The organism is Schleiferilactobacillus harbinensis (assembly GCF_008694105.1).
GTDB lineage: Bacteria > Bacillota > Bacilli > Lactobacillales > Lactobacillaceae > Schleiferilactobacillus > Schleiferilactobacillus harbinensis.
In genome coordinates this window covers 913,809-928,696 of record NZ_CP041364.1, presented here as the reverse complement: position 1 = coordinate 928,696, position 14,888 = coordinate 913,809, and the positions used below count along the sequence as shown (strand labels likewise).

15 protein-coding genes and 1 pseudogene are annotated in these 14,888 nt (G+C 54.9%); 12 read left to right on the top strand and 4 right to left on the bottom strand.

Going from position 1 to position 14,888, the window contains the following annotated elements:
* Nucleotides 1-34 precede the first annotated feature (34 nt).
* From FMM01_RS04800 to pepT, 3 genes and pseudogenes are all read left to right on the top strand, one after another.
* Entirely contained in the window at nt 35-745 is a 711-nt protein-coding gene (locus FMM01_RS04800; protein WP_027828005.1) for a tRNA (adenine(22)-N(1))-methyltransferase, read from the top strand.
* Nucleotides 745-1,860 carry a Nif3-like dinuclear metal center hexameric protein gene (locus FMM01_RS04795; RefSeq protein WP_146995118.1) on the top strand — a complete coding sequence of 372 codons (1,116 nt, stop codon included), beginning with the start codon at nt 745-747 and terminating at the stop codon, nt 1,858-1,860. Before FMM01_RS04800 ends, FMM01_RS04795 begins: the two co-directional genes overlap by 1 nt.
* A 31-nt stretch (nt 1,861-1,891) precedes the next feature.
* Nucleotides 1,892-3,158: pseudogene (gene pepT, locus FMM01_RS04790) on the top strand (peptidase T).
* A gap of 209 nt (nt 3,159-3,367) precedes the next feature.
* On the opposite strand, the gene FMM01_RS04785 reads toward pepT, so the two are convergent.
* Complete coding sequence (locus tag FMM01_RS04785; RefSeq protein WP_027828002.1) at nt 3,368-3,592, bottom strand: hypothetical protein; 225 nt, start codon at nt 3,590-3,592, stop codon at nt 3,368-3,370.
* 95 nt (nt 3,593-3,687) lie between these two features.
* Here FMM01_RS04785 and FMM01_RS16425 point away from each other — a divergent pair, with 95 nt between their 5' ends.
* The 7 genes from FMM01_RS16425 to FMM01_RS04755 are packed head-to-tail and all read left to right on the top strand — an operon-like array spanning nt 3,688 to nt 10,059.
* Nucleotides 3,688-4,074: a PTS sugar transporter subunit IIC gene (locus FMM01_RS16425; protein WP_223850002.1), complete on the top strand. Its 387-nt coding sequence runs from the start codon at nt 3,688-3,690 to the stop codon at nt 4,072-4,074.
* A complete protein-coding gene (locus tag FMM01_RS04780) occupies nt 4,010-4,999 on the top strand; it encodes a PTS sugar transporter subunit IIC (RefSeq protein WP_263405059.1) in 990 nt (329 codons plus the stop codon). Before FMM01_RS16425 ends, FMM01_RS04780 begins: the two co-directional genes overlap by 65 nt.
* Nucleotides 5,000-5,059: 60 nt before the next feature.
* The gene (gene nagZ / locus FMM01_RS04775; RefSeq protein ID WP_150391807.1) at nt 5,060-6,589 is read left to right on the top strand and encodes a beta-N-acetylhexosaminidase; all 1,530 of its coding nucleotides are present in this window, start codon (nt 5,060-5,062) and stop codon (nt 6,587-6,589) included.
* Between the two features lie 48 nt (nt 6,590-6,637).
* A complete protein-coding gene (gene aroC, locus FMM01_RS04770) occupies nt 6,638-7,810 on the top strand; it encodes a chorismate synthase (RefSeq protein ID WP_150391806.1) in 1,173 nt (390 codons plus the stop codon).
* The gene (locus tag FMM01_RS04765; protein ID WP_146995122.1) at nt 7,810-9,090 is read left to right on the top strand and encodes a 3-phosphoshikimate 1-carboxyvinyltransferase; all 1,281 of its coding nucleotides are present in this window, start codon (nt 7,810-7,812) and stop codon (nt 9,088-9,090) included. The genes aroC and FMM01_RS04765 overlap by 1 nt, the downstream gene beginning before the upstream one ends.
* Complete coding sequence (locus FMM01_RS04760; RefSeq protein ID WP_150391805.1) at nt 9,087-9,602, top strand: shikimate kinase; 516 nt, start codon at nt 9,087-9,089, stop codon at nt 9,600-9,602. The genes FMM01_RS04765 and FMM01_RS04760 overlap by 4 nt, the downstream gene beginning before the upstream one ends.
* Entirely contained in the window at nt 9,595-10,059 is a 465-nt protein-coding gene (locus FMM01_RS04755) for a GNAT family N-acetyltransferase (RefSeq protein ID WP_051225238.1), read from the top strand. The genes FMM01_RS04760 and FMM01_RS04755 overlap by 8 nt, the downstream gene beginning before the upstream one ends.
* A gap of 34 nt (nt 10,060-10,093) precedes the next feature.
* Here the strand turns inward: FMM01_RS04755 and FMM01_RS04750 are convergent, their stop codons facing one another.
* Complete coding sequence (locus FMM01_RS04750) at nt 10,094-10,873, bottom strand: PHP domain-containing protein (RefSeq protein ID WP_150391804.1); 780 nt, start codon at nt 10,871-10,873, stop codon at nt 10,094-10,096.
* Nucleotides 10,874-11,190: 317 nt separating this feature from the next.
* Between FMM01_RS04750 and FMM01_RS04745 the strand changes: the two genes are divergently transcribed.
* Entirely contained in the window at nt 11,191-11,988 is a 798-nt protein-coding gene (locus FMM01_RS04745; RefSeq protein ID WP_146995126.1) for a DUF1003 domain-containing protein, read from the top strand.
* Between the two features lie 285 nt (nt 11,989-12,273).
* Here the strand turns inward: FMM01_RS04745 and FMM01_RS04740 are convergent, their stop codons facing one another.
* Entirely contained in the window at nt 12,274-13,686 is a 1,413-nt protein-coding gene (locus tag FMM01_RS04740; protein ID WP_150391803.1) for a C69 family dipeptidase, read from the bottom strand.
* A gap of 52 nt (nt 13,687-13,738) precedes the next feature.
* On the opposite strand from FMM01_RS04740, the gene FMM01_RS04735 reads away from it, so the two are divergent.
* The gene (locus FMM01_RS04735; RefSeq protein ID WP_258457234.1) at nt 13,739-13,951 is read left to right on the top strand and encodes a 2-hydroxymuconate tautomerase; all 213 of its coding nucleotides are present in this window, start codon (nt 13,739-13,741) and stop codon (nt 13,949-13,951) included.
* A gap of 44 nt (nt 13,952-13,995) precedes the next feature.
* Here FMM01_RS04735 and FMM01_RS04730 read toward each other — a convergent pair whose 3' ends face one another.
* Complete coding sequence (locus FMM01_RS04730) at nt 13,996-14,847, bottom strand: Cof-type HAD-IIB family hydrolase (protein WP_051225236.1); 852 nt, start codon at nt 14,845-14,847, stop codon at nt 13,996-13,998.
* Between the last annotated feature and the right edge of the window lie 41 nt (nt 14,848-14,888).

The following is a 14,888-nucleotide window of genomic DNA, read 5'->3' as shown; positions in this document are numbered from 1 at the left end:
CTATTTGTATCAAGAGAAAGTGGAGGCCTTTTTTGTGACGCAAGACAAACACACCGCAACGTTATTGTCCGATCGGCTCGCGGTCGTGGCTCAATTTATCCCCCAAGATGCCGTCGTGGCAGATATCGGGACCGATCATGCCTACTTGCCGATTTATCTCATCCATGAAGGGGTGTCTCCCCGCGTTGTCGCCAGCGATGTTGGGGCCGGCCCGGTAGCCAGTGCCACCCGCAATGTGACTGAAGCCCAAGTGACCAGCCAAGTCAGTGTCCGCCAAGGCGACGGACTCAGCACGCTGACGGCGGATGACGGCATCACCTGTGTTGTCATTGCCGGTATGGGCGGGGCGCTGATCACCGATATTTTGGAGGCTGGCCAGTCTGACTTGCAGCACACCGAACGGTTGATTTTGCAGCCGAATATCGGCAGTGACCGGGTGCGCACCTGGTTGGTGCAGCACCGGTACAGCATCAATGCGGAACGGATCATCGACGAAGATCACCATATTTATGAAATTATTGTCGCCGACCCGGTCCAAGAAGCTGTGACGCTGGCGCCAGCTGATATTTTAATGGGACCGCATCTGCGTCAGGAAAAGAGCGAAGTCTGGCGCCGTTATTGGCAGGATCGCCACGACCACAACCAAGAATTATTAGCCGATCTGCGACAGGCCCAAACGGATCAATCGGAAAAGGCTGATCAAGTGAAAGAAGAACAGCAAATGATTGAGAAGGAGTTAGCCTAATGACCACTGTCCAAGATATTATCAATCGCAGCGACCGCTTTGCACCGCGGTATTTACGGGAAGGGAATGACCCCACCGGATTTCAGCTGGGGGATCGGCAAGCCGTCGTGCACCGCGTACTCGTCACCCTGGATGTCCGGCCGGAAGTGGTGGATTACGCAATTGCCCAAAATATTGATTTAATTTGGGCCCACCACCCGATGATCTTCCGCCCAGCGCGCAATCTGGACTTGGCTGATCCGCAGAATCGAATGTATGCCAGTTTGCTGACCCACGGCATCAGCGTATTTGCCGCCCATACCAACTTGGATAAAGCAGTGGGGGGCATGAACGATTGGCTGGCAGCGGCCATTGGCTTGCAGGATGTGCAGCCGTTTGCCCGGAGCAACGATGATCCGCTGGAAAAATTGATCGTCTTCACCCCAGCGGACAACGCCGACGTGATGCGCCATGCGCTGGCGGCGGCCGGCGCCGGTCAGATCGGCGATTACAGCGGGGCGTCCTTTACCAATGACGGCGAAGGCCGCTTCACGCCTGAAGCGGGTGCTCATCCGGCGATTGGCGCGGTCGCCAAACCGGAAGTCGTGCATGAAAGCCGCGTCGAAGTAATTTTCCCCCATTCGCTGCGGGCTGATGTTTTGCTGGCCATGCATGAAGTCCACCCCTATGAAGAACCCGCTTATGATATCTTCACTGAAGCTTATCCGGCGCAGCATATCGGGATCGGCCGAATCGGCACACTGCCCCAGGCGCTGACTGTTCGCGATTTGGCAGACCATATTAAACAGGTCTTCGCTTTGCAGGGTCTGCGCGTGGTGGCTAAAGATCTGCAAAGATCCGTCCGTCGGGTGGCAGTCGTTGGCGGTGACGGCGGTAAATTCTTCCATCAGGCCCAAGCGGCTGGTGCTGAAGCCTTTGTGACCGGGGATGTGTATTACCATACCGGCCACGACATGCTAGCGGCGGATTTGCCGGTGATCGATCCTGGTCACCACATTGAAAGTATCGTCATTCCCCAGATGAGCGAAAAACTCGCCGCTTGGGCGGATGAGAACCACTGGGACATCACGGTGATGCCATCACCGCTGTCCACCGACCCCTTTACATTTCTCTAATTCCATTAATTCAGAAAGCAGGTTGCTACTTATGGCAGACACCAAGTATCCCACTTTAATTCCCCGTTTTTTACGTTACGTCAAGATCAATACTCGTTCTGATGAGAAATCAACGACTATCCCGAGTGCAGAGCGGGAAGTTAAATTCCTGCACCAACTGGTTGATGAATTAAAAGAAATTGGGTTATCCGATGCCCGGTATAACGATGCCAACGGATACGTCACGGCAACAATTCCCGTACGTCACGGCAACAATTCCCGGCAATGCGGACCACCAGGTGCCGACCATCGGCTTTTTGGCCCACGTGGACACGGCGGATTTTAATGCGGAAGGCGTCAAACCGCAGATCGTCGAAAACTATGACGGCCATTCCGTAATCAAGTTGGACGCTGCCGGAGAATATACGCTGGATCCGAAAGATTTCCCGGCTTTAAAGAATTACGCAGGCCATACGTTGATTACCACTGACGGCACGACTTTGCTGGGGTCAGACGACAAGTCCGGCGTCGCTGAGATCTTCAGCCTGGCCGAGTATTTACTGGCTCATCGGGAGATCAAACACGGCGATATCCGCATCGGTTTCGGTCCGGACGAAGAAATCGGCACCGGTGCCGATCATTTCGACGTCAAGGATTTTGCGGCCGACTTTGCTTACACCGTTGACGGCGGGCCATTGGGCGAGATGGAATATGAAACCTTCTCCGCCGCCTCGCTGCACGTAGCGATCAAGGGCAAGAATGTTCATCCTTCCACGGCCTACCACACGATGATCAACGCCATTCAATTGGGCATCGATTTTCAAAATAATTTACCCCAAGATGAAGTACCCGAAGAAACCCGGGGCCGCGCCGGCTTCTTCCATCTGCTATCCTTCGAGGGGACTCCGGATCACGCCGAACTGGATTACATCATCCGTGACTTCGAACGGGCCGGCCTGGAAGAGCGCAAGCAAAAGGCCCAGGCCATCGCTGACAAGCTGAATGCCCGCTTGGATGAACCCCGGGTGACTGTGACAATGCACGACCAATATTACAATATGATCGACGTCATGAAGGACCACATGGACGTGGTCCGCTTGGCGGAACAGGCGATGCACAATCTGGACATCACCCCGGATGAAACTCCTGTCCGCGGCGGCACCGACGGGTCCAAGCTGTCCTTCATGGGCCTGCCGACTCCGAACTTGTTCGCCGGCGGCGAGAATATGCACGGCCGCTTCGAGTTTGTTTCTGAACAAACGATGGCTAAAGCCGTGGATGTCTTGTTAGAAATTGTTCAACTGAACGCCGCTAAATAATTAGTGAAACACTCGGCACGCAACGGCCACGCTGCGTGCCTTTTTTGACCCGCGGAAGAAACCAAATTTCGCCCTCGAAAATAATCCTTGTTATCCGTTGAATTTGTATTTCTATCCTGTATAATTTGAGTTGTAAGGGGTTGCAATAATAAAAAATAGACCAGCTCTCCTGAACTGGTCTATACTGTGAAAACAAGGGCGCCAATTAATTACAAATATTCTTCAGTGCGCACCTTAATTAACAAAGGGGAGAAGGTGGGTTGACTCTTGATCCGCTGTTTGGCAATATCGGCTGCGGCTTCCGCGTCCGCGGCATCCGTGGTGAAGTACAGTTCTATACCTTTCTTCTTTTCAAACTTAAAAGATGGATCGGACTGGGCTTCTAAAAAGTCGATAATCTGCTGCTGCATCAAGGGACTGAGCACAATAATCATCACGGGTAGCTCCTTTCATGTAGTGAATACGTTCACTACAACATAGTGTAGCATGTTCTTCAGGGGAAAATCATGACTAGAAGGGGTGTTTTCTGATGGATCACATCACTAAGTTTGTCGAAGAGAAAATTGCACCGCCGTTAATTAAGTTCTCCCAATACCGCTATATTCAAGTGATTCAGCGGACTGGGCTGGGGATCATGAGCCTCTTGATCATCGGCTCCATCTTTACGCTATTATCCGCCTTCCCAGTCCCGGCGTACCAAAACTTCATCGGCGGGTTCAAAACGACGCTGGCCTCGGCCGCCGGGGTCGGCACCGCCTTTATCGCCCTCTATACCGTCATCACCACCTCATATGCGCTGGTGGAATGGTATAACAAAAACAAGGGGGAAAAAGACGGATATTATTCAGCCGATGATTCTGGCCGTTGCATCGTATCTGTTGATCAACCCGGTTCAAACAGTGAATACCCTGGTTAAGGGCAGCAAGACGCCGGTGCCGTTTGCCGGTTTACCAGTCACTTATATGGGCGCGATCGGCGTCTTTTCTGCCATCATGGTCGGGATCCTCAGCGTCGAAATGTACCGTTTCTTCATTCGCCGGCACTGGACAATCAAACTGCCGGAAAATGTGCCGCCCATGGTCTCCAGTTCCTTCAGTGCCTTGATTCCAGCCTCCTGTGTGATCATTATCTGGTGGCTGTTCCGCTTCGTCTTGAATCTGGATCTGCCGAAACTGATCTCGGATATCTTCCAACCGCTGGTCGTTGTCGGGGATACGCCTTGGGCCGTTCTGGTGGCCACGTTCCTGAACCGGATTCTGTGGTCCGTCGGGATCCACGGTGGGAATATCGTCAGCGGTGTGGCCGGCACGTTCTGGACCCAAATGTTCACCGCCAACCAGACCGCGTTCCAAGCTGGTAAGGCACTGCCTTACACCTTCACCAGCGTCTTAATGGATAACTACATCTGGACCGGTGTCTTCCCGCTGGCTGTCGTCCTGCTCACCTGCAAGTCGCAACGGTTGAAAAAAATGGGCTGGCTGGCCTTGCCAGCGGCGATTTTCAACATCGGTGAACCGCTGATTTTCGGACTGCCCATCATGCTCAATCCGTTGATGATGATTCCGTTTATTCTGTCTTCCTTCATCGTCGCCATTGTGGCCGTGATCATGGTGCCGCTGCACTGGCTGCCCATCCCAGTGCTGACGATCCCGTGGATCACCCCGGCACCCATCAAAGCCTTTCTTTCCACGAACGGCAGTTGGGCGGCCGTGGCCTTCGTTGTCGTCGGCTGGCTGTTCTCCATGGCCGTATTCTATCCCTTTGTGAAAGCGATGGACAACGCGGAATTGAAGGGCGAGCTGCTGGACGACGATACGGATAAAGTGGCAACAACCAAGTAAGGTCATGTTCGGGGCAGGCAGAAATGCCTGCTCCTTTTTGTTCAAGGAGGAAATATCGTGATGGAAAAGAAAGAAATTGGCCGCCATGTGCTGGCCGGTTTGCCTGGACTAACAGTGGACGACCACACCCGGCAGCTCATTCAAGAGTGGCATATTGCCGGCGTGGTACTGTTTGCCCGAAATTTCAAGGACGCCGCGCAATTCCAAGCGTTGACCACTGAATTGCAGCTCATTGCGCAAGCGGCTGGCTATACCCAACCATTGCTCATTGCGCTGGACCAAGAAAATGGTGTGATTCGTCGTATCAACCGGGATGCCAGCCTGTTTCCCGGTGCGATGACCATTGCGGCCACCGGTGAACCGGCCAATGCTTATCGGATGTATCGCGCATCCGCGTTAGAATTACGGGCCCTGGGGGTCAACTGGAATCTGGCCCCGGATGCGGATGTGAATACCAACCCGGCCAATCCGGTGATCGGGGTCCGCTCTTTCGGCGCCGATCCCCACCGAGTCGCCGCCTATGTCCAACAAGCGGTCCGGGGCATCCAATCGGCGGGGATGCTGGCGACTTTGAAACATTTCCCAGGGCATGGGGATACAAGTGTCGATTCCCATCTTGGCTTGCCCGTCGTCGATAAGTCCTTGGCTGAATTGCTGGCCACGGAGCTGGTGCCGTTCCGAGCGGCCAGCAAGAAGTCGGCCAGCATCATGCTGGCCCATATTCTGCTGCCCCAATTAGGGAATGACCGATTACCGGCCAGCCTGTCGCCAATCGTGATTCAAGATGTGCTGCGGCGGCAGCTCGGATATCGCGGCGTAATCGTCACTGATGATTTAGAAATGCAGGGCGTCCAATCCGTCATGGCACCCCCCGCAGCCGCTTACCAGGCCTTGCACGCCGGGGCAGACCTGGTCATGATCAGTCATACAGCGGCCTTGCAGACGGCGACGCTGGAGTATCTGGCTGCGCACCAAGCCGAGCTGTCCTTGGACGCCAGTGCAGACCGCATCGCAACTATGATCCAAACTATTGGTGAGCCGCCAGCCATTTCCTTGACCACATTGCGCCAGCGGCACAGGGAGGCCATCCATGACGTGTACCGTCAGGCGGTCACCGTTGGGCAGGAAGCAGCACCAGCAGTAGTGTCAACGCTCCGCACCGCTCAGCATATCGTCCTGGTCACCAACCAAATTACTGAATCAAAAGTGGTCGATTTCACCCAGCGGCCGAATCTGCGCGGCACATTCCAGGCAGTTTTCCCCAAAGTTGACGAGTATCAGCTGGTACCAGGGGACACAGAGAAAATTTTAGCCGCCGCCAATGCCGCCGATGCCGTTTTTCTCCTCACCCAAAACATTCAAAATAGCAATAACGATATGGTCCGCTGGGCAAAACAACTGCCGGCCGCTGCCGGCCGAAAAACGATTGGCATCAGCGTACGCAATCCTTACGACCAAGTGCATATGCCCCGGTTAGCCGGATATTACGCGCTCTACGAACCCGCTCCGATTGAAATCGCGGTCCTGCTCAGCCACTGGTTCACCGGCCAACCCTTGCCGGGTCAATTACCCGTGACCCTCGCGCCGTGATAAACTGAAGACATGCTTAATCACTGAACGTAGAGAGGAACATCGTCTTTGCAGTATTTAACAGCCGGGGAATCCCACGGACCAATGCTCACCGGTATTCTTACCGGCATGCCGGCCAATGTCGCACTGAATATTTCTGCCATCAATCAGCAATTAGCCTTACGCCAAAACGGCTACGGCCGGGGCGGGCGGATGAAAATTGAACAGGATACCGTCACAATCACCGCCGGGATGCGTGCTGGGAGAACCACCGGCAGCCCCTTAGCACTGCTCATCAAAAACCGGGACTATGCCCATTGGCAAAAAATCATGGGCGCAACTGCTGACAATCCCAATCAGTTGCGGGTCGTGACCCGACCGCGGCCGGGGCATGCCGATCTAGTAGGCGGTCTGAAGTATGATCAACAGGATCTGCGCAATATCTTAGAACGTGCCAGTGCCCGCAGCACAGCGATGATCGTGGCGTTGGGCAGTATTGCCGGACAATTGCTGGCTCAGCTGGGAATTCACGCGGTCGGGTACGTCACTGGATTAGGCGGCCAGACTCTCGCAGATACGGAATGGCCAACAAACATGGCGACACTGCGCGCGGTTGTGGAGAGCAACGATATGCGGCTGCCGGATACCAGCCAAGTGGCGGCGTTCCATGGGGCTGTGGACGCGGCTAAAGCAGCCCACCATACGATTGGCGGGCAGATCACGGTCCAAGTGGCCGGATTGATCCCCGGTATTGGATCAATGCAGAATTGGCGGGAACGGCTGGATGGCCGCTTGGCCGGAGCGATCGTCAGCATCCCCGCCATCAAGGCGGTGAGTTTCGGCGACGGCCCAGCCTTAGGCGAGATGGCCGGCAATGCCGCCCAGGATGATATCACCTGGACCCCGCAAGGCGGCTACACGCGGGCATCCAATCATCTCGGCGGCTTTGAAGGCGGTATGACCAGCGGCCAGCCGCTGCTGATTCACGCCACGATGAAGCCGATTCCCACCCAGCCGCGGGGCTTGCCGACAGTGGATATTGCGACCCATGAAACCGCCCAAGCCGTTAATGAACGGGCGGATGTAACGGCCGTGCCGGCGGCGAGTTTGGTCGCCCAGGCGATGGTTCAGCTGACGTTAGCCCAAGAAATCACCGCGCAATTCAGCAGTGCCACATTGGCCGATTTGCGCTCTAGTTATCAGCAGTTTGCCCAGCGTATGCAGGATCGGAGGAATGACTAATGGATCATACAATACAAGGATCACTGCGGCTGCCGGGGGATAAAAGTATTGCCCACCGGGCGCTGATGATCGGCGCCATCGCCCAGGGCGATACGACCATTGACCACCTGCCGGATGGCGGCGATGTGGAAACGACCATCGATGTACTGGCGGCACTGGGGGTAACCAGTGAACGCAGCGGCCAGCACATTACTGTCCACGGGTTAGGGGGCTTTCACTGGCAGACTCCAGCCAATGCCCTAGCGATGAACAATTCGGGGACAACGACCCGGCTGATGCTCGGGTTGTTGGCCTGCCCGCCAGCGCCGCTGCTGCTCACAGGGGACGCTTCCTTGAGCCAGCGGCCCATGGCCCGGATCACCGACCCGTTGCGCTTGATGGGGGCCCAAATGGCCACCACTGAGGGGCATTTGCCTATTCGCATTCATCCCGTGCGGACGTTGCACGGAGCCGATATCCAATTAACAGTTGCCAGTGCCCAAGTAAAATCCGGCATCCTATTCGCAGGTCTTCAGGCCACCGGCGATACCACCGTTACGGGCCCGGTGCATACCCGGGATCACACGGAACGGCTGCTGCAAAAGGCGGGCGCCGATATTTCACGGACAGGCCTCACGGTACACATCAAACCGTTGCAGGCCCCCTTGCAGCCATTGCAGATTGATCTGGCCAGTGATTTCTCCACGGCGGCGTTCTGGATCGTCTTGGCGACATTGCTGTCAGATAGTCAACTGCAATTGCCCGGGCTCTCCTTGAATCCCACTCGAACGACGCTGCTCGATATTTTGGCGCGCATGAATGGCGACTTTCAAGTGGTTGATTTTCCCCAAGCCGCTGCGGCTGAACCAATGGGGACATTGCAGGTCAACAGTGCCAAGCTGACCAGCACCACCGTTGATGCGGCAGAAAGTGCCCGGGCCATTGATGAATTGCCTTTATTGGCCCTGGCCGCGACCCAAGCAGCGGGCCGCACGGTGATCCATCATATTGACGAATTGGCCGTGAAAGAATCAGACCGGCGGGCGGCCACCGAAAGCATTTTGCGCTCATGCGGCGCGACCATTGACCGTCAGGGGGACAGTTGGGTCGTCCCGGGTCCGGTGGCCCTGCACGCACCCGACCAATGGCCGGACTTGCCGGCGGATCACCGGATGGCGATGCTGCAAATTGCCGCTGCTCTGGTGGCAGGCGCACCGGTGCCAACCACCGTGCCGCCTGTTGTCGCCGTCTCCTATCCTGAATTGACCTATGACCTGACGAAGCTGGTGACCTCGAGATGATGCAGCAGCTGGTTCTGATCGGCTTCATGGGCGCGGGAAAAACAACGCTCAGTCAAGCGCTGAGGGCGGCCACCGGATGGCCGGTGTATGACACCGATGACTTGGTTGTGACCGCCGCCCACCGCTCAATCAATACGATTTTTGCCCAAGAAGGGGAGACTGGTTTCCGCCAACGGGAACATGCTGCCCTGGAAACCGCTTTGACCCATACCCCGGGCATCATTGCCACCGGCGGCGGGATCATTACCCAAGCCGCTAATCGGGCCTTGCTGGCCGCATTAGACATTCCCGTCGTGCTGCTCACCGTGACCCCGGCAGAAATTAATCGCCGCCTAGCCGGCACCACCGACCGGCCGCTATTCAAAAAAGATTGGCCGGACCTATTGCAGGACCGTCAGCCATGGTATGAAGCCAGTGCCAACCGCATTCTGCCGACAACCGGTCGACAAGTTGCCGATTTGGTCAATGAGCTTCAACACTTGTTAGTTGAGGAGGGCGCGGCGAATGACTGAGCAACCCCAATTTCGAATCACCCCCGTAGACGGCCATAATCTGTGGCCGGTCCTCAAATTGAAAGTCGCCCCGGAACAAACTCAGTTTATTGAGACCAACGCGCAATCCTTAGCGGAAGCTGGATTCGATAAACGCTTCGATTGGCACCCCTATGCATTGATGGTGGCTGACACCGTCGTCGGCTTCGCCATGATTGGCGCGCTCAATACTGAGGAGCGATACATTTGGCTGGATCGGCTCATGCTTGATGCACAGTATCAGCATCACGGGTGGGGCGGAACGTTTTTAGAACTGTTGAAGGCCTTTATTATGACCAACTGGCCTGTCGATACAATTGTTTTGAGTTACGAACGTGAGAATACGGAGGCCGAACGATTCTATTTTCAGCATGGCTTCCGCGATCTGCACCGAGTGGACGATAATAACGGGGAGAAAATGGCGGTTTTTGGCAAATAAATAGAGCTTCCAATTGGGAGGCTCTATTTCTCTCTTAAATGGCAACCATGGTCGGCTGATGCTGAGTATACGTCGCGATCTGGTCCACATGGTGGTCCTGCAGCAATGCCACCGCCTCCGCAAAATGGTTGCGGTAGCTTTCTTTTTCATGAGCATCGCTGCCGATTGTGAATAACCGGCCCCCGGCGGCCTGATACCAGGGAATGACCAGGTCATAGAGGGCCGCATTGTGCCATTTGAACATTGATTTGGTGTTCACTTCAAAGGCCAAACCGTTTTGCGCGATCAGCGCAAAGATCTGATCCAGCACTGGCTTCGCCCAGGCTGTCAGTTGCGCCGGCGTTACATCCACGATCCGCAGCCCATAGTCAAAGTGGGCGAATACATCGGCGTCGTGGAAATCCTGCAGTCCGGCCAGCATCCGCTGGTAATACGTGAGTACGTGGGCGTGTAAAGGAATCGTTTGAAAATACGCGTCCTGAAAATCATGCTGGCCGTCATGGTGAAAACTCAGCAAGGTCAGATCGAAGGGGTGGGCAGCCAAATACGCCCGCAACTGATTGACGGCGGGCGCGTAATATCCCGCCTCGATGCCGAGTAACAAGCGGTTGGGGAATTCCCGGCTTAGTTTCTGCTGCGTTGCCCGCATGGCCGCATAGTCCGGGATATCATCCCGGCCGCCGTCGTCCGGATTGGCGAACTCTAAGTGTTCCGTCGTAATGACCGGCCCCGCAGTTTGCGCCAAATAGTCCCGCAACTGGGCCTCAGAATCAAAAGAATACTGGGTATGCATGTGCTGATCGTAAAGCGGCATGGGAAAAACTCCTTTGCATTAATCGTCTCTTTCGCTACTATAGCACAGCGGAAGACCGTTTGGCGGCGGTTTCGTCACAAAATCGTCGCACTTTTGTAACCCAACACCAGCCCCCATGCGTTGACAATCCTGCGAGCAGGGCCTAGTATAAATGGCGGTAAGTTGTTAACTAGGGATCTTAGGAAAGGCAGGTGGGTTAAATGTCTGAGTCACACAAATCATCAGCGAGTGGCGATGACCCTGCAAGTAGGCAGGGCTCAAAGAGCCAGTCTAGATACGCATTAGCCCACCTTATGTTCAACTGAGGAGTTGTTTGTTTGACTGAACAAAAAGTTGAACGTGCCGTTCGCTGTCTGGTAGATCAAAAGCCTTTTGACTTAGCAGACGGTGTGTTCCTAGGAGACTTGGAAGGTCCTCTCAGGGCGTTGATTCGTCGGGACTTCCCAAAGGCGACAAACCAAGACTTTATTTGTAGTGAGCATTTGGTCCATTATCGGTTACTGAAAATGGATCAGATGATTGCGAAGGACTATGATCAAAACCACAAGCTGAATAAGAAGTTGACCCGGGTTATGCAACGGGATACTTACAATGTGGTGGATGTCCGTGAGCAATTGGAAGACTCGCTTACATTTGGTCAGCGTGTTGCGGATGCTGTTGCGCACTTCGGGGGCAGTTGGCCGTTTATCATCACCTTCGTGTCCATCATGGTCGTGTGGATTCTTGTGAACGGATTGCATCTGTTCGGTGTCCATTTTGATTCGTTTCCGTTCATCCTGCTCAACCTGTTCTTGAGTATGGTGGCCGCGATTCAAGCACCATTGATCATGATGAGCCAGAATCGGTCCGGTGAATATGACCGCATGGAATCACGCAACGATTACCATGTGAATCTGAAGTCAGAAGAAGAAATTCGGATGCTTCACTCCAAGATCGATCACATTATTCAAGAAGATACACCCAATCAAATGCAAATTGCGAAAATTCAAATGCAGATGCTGGGTTCCATCGAGTCCCAAGTCGCTGAACTGCGCCGGTTGCAAACCGAGCTGGAAGCGACTGCGCGGGCGGATATGCCGGTGGATCCAGAATCTGGGAACCAAGGACATAAGTAAGCTAATGCGGGCATTCAGTGTCATGCACTATTGATCGAGGACTTGACCGAGCAGGTTGAGGCCTCGTTTTTTGTGAGAGGGCGCAGGCCGACGGTTAGCGGCGTAGGCATAAGGACCAGGATGCAGAAAACCCGCACTTAGGTTTTCTGCATCCTGGTCCTTATGCCCTAGCCGCTGTCGGCCGGAGCCCGTTTAGGGGAGGCTGCCAATTCGCACACTAATCAGTGCAAGATCATTTTTGTGCACAAAAATACCAGGCCAATCACTCAGCCTGGTCCTATTTTTTTACAAATTCGGATCAACTTGAAACCGCAGCGGCGATACCTTGGTCGCCTCAGTAATCAGCTCGGCAATCAATTGATCCGTTGCCTCCCGGGCAATCTGGGCAGCTTCATTGCTTGCTGTCGTCACCAGAGCCCGCACGTCGGCAGCTTCTGCAAGCTGTTGATCTGTCGCGGCAATCAGCCCAAGGTGCTTGGCCAGCAGTGTGTCCTGCAAGTCGCCAATAGCTTTCTTATGGCGGCCAAAATCGCGGTCGGCGAGGATGCCCAGCAACTTATAGCGCCAGTACGCTGAATCAGCACTGTAGGGCAGGGCGCCCTTTTGATAGTCGGTCGGTGTGTCGGTGATGCCAGCGTAGAAGGGGACATAGATACTTTCAGCGGCGACACCCATCGCCAACCAATGAATTCCGGCAATGCCGTTGTCTACGTTGGGCCGCAACTGCAGCAGATGCGACTCTTGGGTGTTGGCCAGGCTGATGGGCCGGTACTTGTGGGCATCCGAACTCTTTGTGGCCGGGTCATAAGGCGTCTGCTCGTAGTGGTTGGCCAGGACGCGCATCGCATCGTCGATTTGGATTGGCCGATCTGGGCGGCGCAGGAAAGGCAAATTGGTTTGACCGAATTGGGCGCCAGCACTTGGTGTCAGCAATTGCTGGCCGGCAACGACCCGGGGCCAGTTATAAACGGCATCAGCCGCATTATTGGTGCCGAAAATGTCCCGGAAGATGAAGGGGGTGTTTTCACGCCACAAGTGATGGTCAGCGGCAAATTGAGCGATGCCATCAGACACAATGAAGTTATCCGTATCGGCAAAGTCAATGGCTTCAATACTGAGTTCATTAGCGACCACCGCATACGCATCGTCGGGAATGCGCTGGGCGACCCAATGATGACCAGAGCCGGTTTCCAAATACCAAGCTTCCTGCTGATCAGCGAAGAGAATCCCGTTGCTTTCACTGGTACCGTATTGGCTGACGATTTGGCCCAGGCGCGTGACACCTTCCCGGGCGGAATGAATGTAGGGCAGAACCACGGTGATCATGGCTTCCTCACCAATACCCTTGGGGTTCAGCGGGTCATAGGCCAGCACCCGGGGATTGGCATAGGCACTTTCGGTCGCACTCATGGCGACGCCGTAACCGTTGATCCCATCTTCGGCAAAGACGCCGTATTCCGCTGTCCATTCCGGCGTTGCCGTGTAGCGGACCCCGGGTTCGGTTAATTTGATGGTGAAGCCGGTATCCTTGGACGTGAAGGTGTAGGGCATGGGCGCCGCCATTTGCCGAAAATGCTTGGGCCAGGCCGGTTTGCTGTCTTCGTTGCGGCCGATGATTACGGACCCGTCGGCGCTGGCATTTTTACCCACCAGAATACTGGTGCAGGCTCGCCATAATTGATTTTCTTTTGTTGTCATTATATTCAATCACTCCTTGTGCTTGACGTATACGCACCATTATAATTGTCCCATCCCAAAGAAAGAAGGAGAGACCATGCCCTTAGTGCATATCGACCTGCTTGCTGGCCGGTCAGAAGACCAGCTGCATCAACTGGTCAAAGACGTGACCGCAGCCATCGTGAAGAACACCGGCGCACCGGCTGAACATGTCCACATCGTCCTGAACGAAATGGCGAATAATCGTTATTCCGTCGGCGGCGTGATGAAAGACGAAGACCAGTAACTGGCACTGAAAGAAAATGCCCAGCCCGGGCAATAATTCCTGGGTTAGGCATTTTTTTGAGCCAGCAAAGCATCCACATGCAGGTGCAGGTAGTCGGCTAAATAATTCGCCATGCCGTCTTCCTCATTGGTCAATGGGGTCACATCGTTGGCCACGGCCTTCACGGCGTCCGTGCCATTCGCCATGGCGACACCCCAGCCGGCATGGCGCAGCATGTCCAGGTCATTAAACTGATCCCCAAAGGCCATGATATCTTCATGGGGAATGTGGTACCGTTCTGCTAAATAGTTGATGCCCGTGGTCTTTTCCACACCAGCATGGATGATTTCCAGTACGCTGAGATCCCGGTTCTCCGGGCCGCCCCAGGTATTGACGTTCACACTGGGAAAATCGGCCATGATCTCGGCGGCCATATCAACCCCCGCCTGCGTGGGAATGACGACCATCAATGAGGTGGGTGCAGCCGGCAGGGAAGCCGCCGACAATGGCCGGCTTTCGGCCACCGAGATCGGCATACTGTCCAGCAAGGAGGGATCATCCGTATCCACCAGCATCATGTTCTTGCCTTCAGCCGCGACCAGTCCGATGTGATACCGGTCGCGCATGGCGAGAATTTCTCCCACCGCCTGTTGGGGCAGGCGCCGCTCGTATTCGCCCGCCCAGTGCTGATGAGGAATGTGGACCAAGGCGCCATTGAAGTTGATCATCGGGGTACTGAGACCCAACGCATCGTAATATTGGACACTCACGGCGTTAGGCCGGCCGGTGGCAATGGTCACGATATGGCCGGCGGCATCCGCCGCTTGCAGCACTTGCCGCGTGCGCTCACTAATCTGGGACGCTTCGTTCAGGGTCGTTCCATCCAGGTCTAGCGCAATCAATTTTCTTGACAACATCAACCACCGCTTTCTTTTTGGTATATTTAGCTAAACATTCT

Bases quoted from the DNA above. Each gene is read 5' to 3' on its own strand.
- FMM01_RS04795 (WP_146995118.1), top strand. From the start codon at position 745: ATGACCACTGTCCAAGATATTATCAATCGCAGCGACCGCTTTGCACCG.
- FMM01_RS04785 (WP_027828002.1), bottom strand. From the start codon at position 3,592: ATGATTATTGTGCTCAGTCCCTTGATGCAGCAGCAGATTATCGACTTT.
- FMM01_RS16425 (WP_223850002.1), top strand. From the start codon at position 3,688: ATGGATCACATCACTAAGTTTGTCGAAGAGAAAATTGCACCGCCGTTA.
- FMM01_RS04780 (WP_263405059.1), top strand. From the start codon at position 4,010: ATGATTCTGGCCGTTGCATCGTATCTGTTGATCAACCCGGTTCAAACA.
- nagZ (WP_150391807.1), top strand. From the start codon at position 5,060: ATGGAAAAGAAAGAAATTGGCCGCCATGTGCTGGCCGGTTTGCCTGGA.
- FMM01_RS04765 (WP_146995122.1), top strand. From the start codon at position 7,810: ATGGATCATACAATACAAGGATCACTGCGGCTGCCGGGGGATAAAAGT.
- FMM01_RS04760 (WP_150391805.1), top strand. From the start codon at position 9,087: ATGATGCAGCAGCTGGTTCTGATCGGCTTCATGGGCGCGGGAAAAACA.
- FMM01_RS04755 (WP_051225238.1), top strand. From the start codon at position 9,595: ATGACTGAGCAACCCCAATTTCGAATCACCCCCGTAGACGGCCATAAT.
- FMM01_RS04750 (WP_150391804.1), bottom strand. From the start codon at position 10,873: ATGCCGCTTTACGATCAGCACATGCATACCCAGTATTCTTTTGATTCT.
- FMM01_RS04740 (WP_150391803.1), bottom strand. From the start codon at position 13,686: ATGACAACAAAAGAAAATCAATTATGGCGAGCCTGCACCAGTATTCTG.
- FMM01_RS04730 (WP_051225236.1), bottom strand. From the start codon at position 14,847: ATGTTGTCAAGAAAATTGATTGCGCTAGACCTGGATGGAACGACCCTG.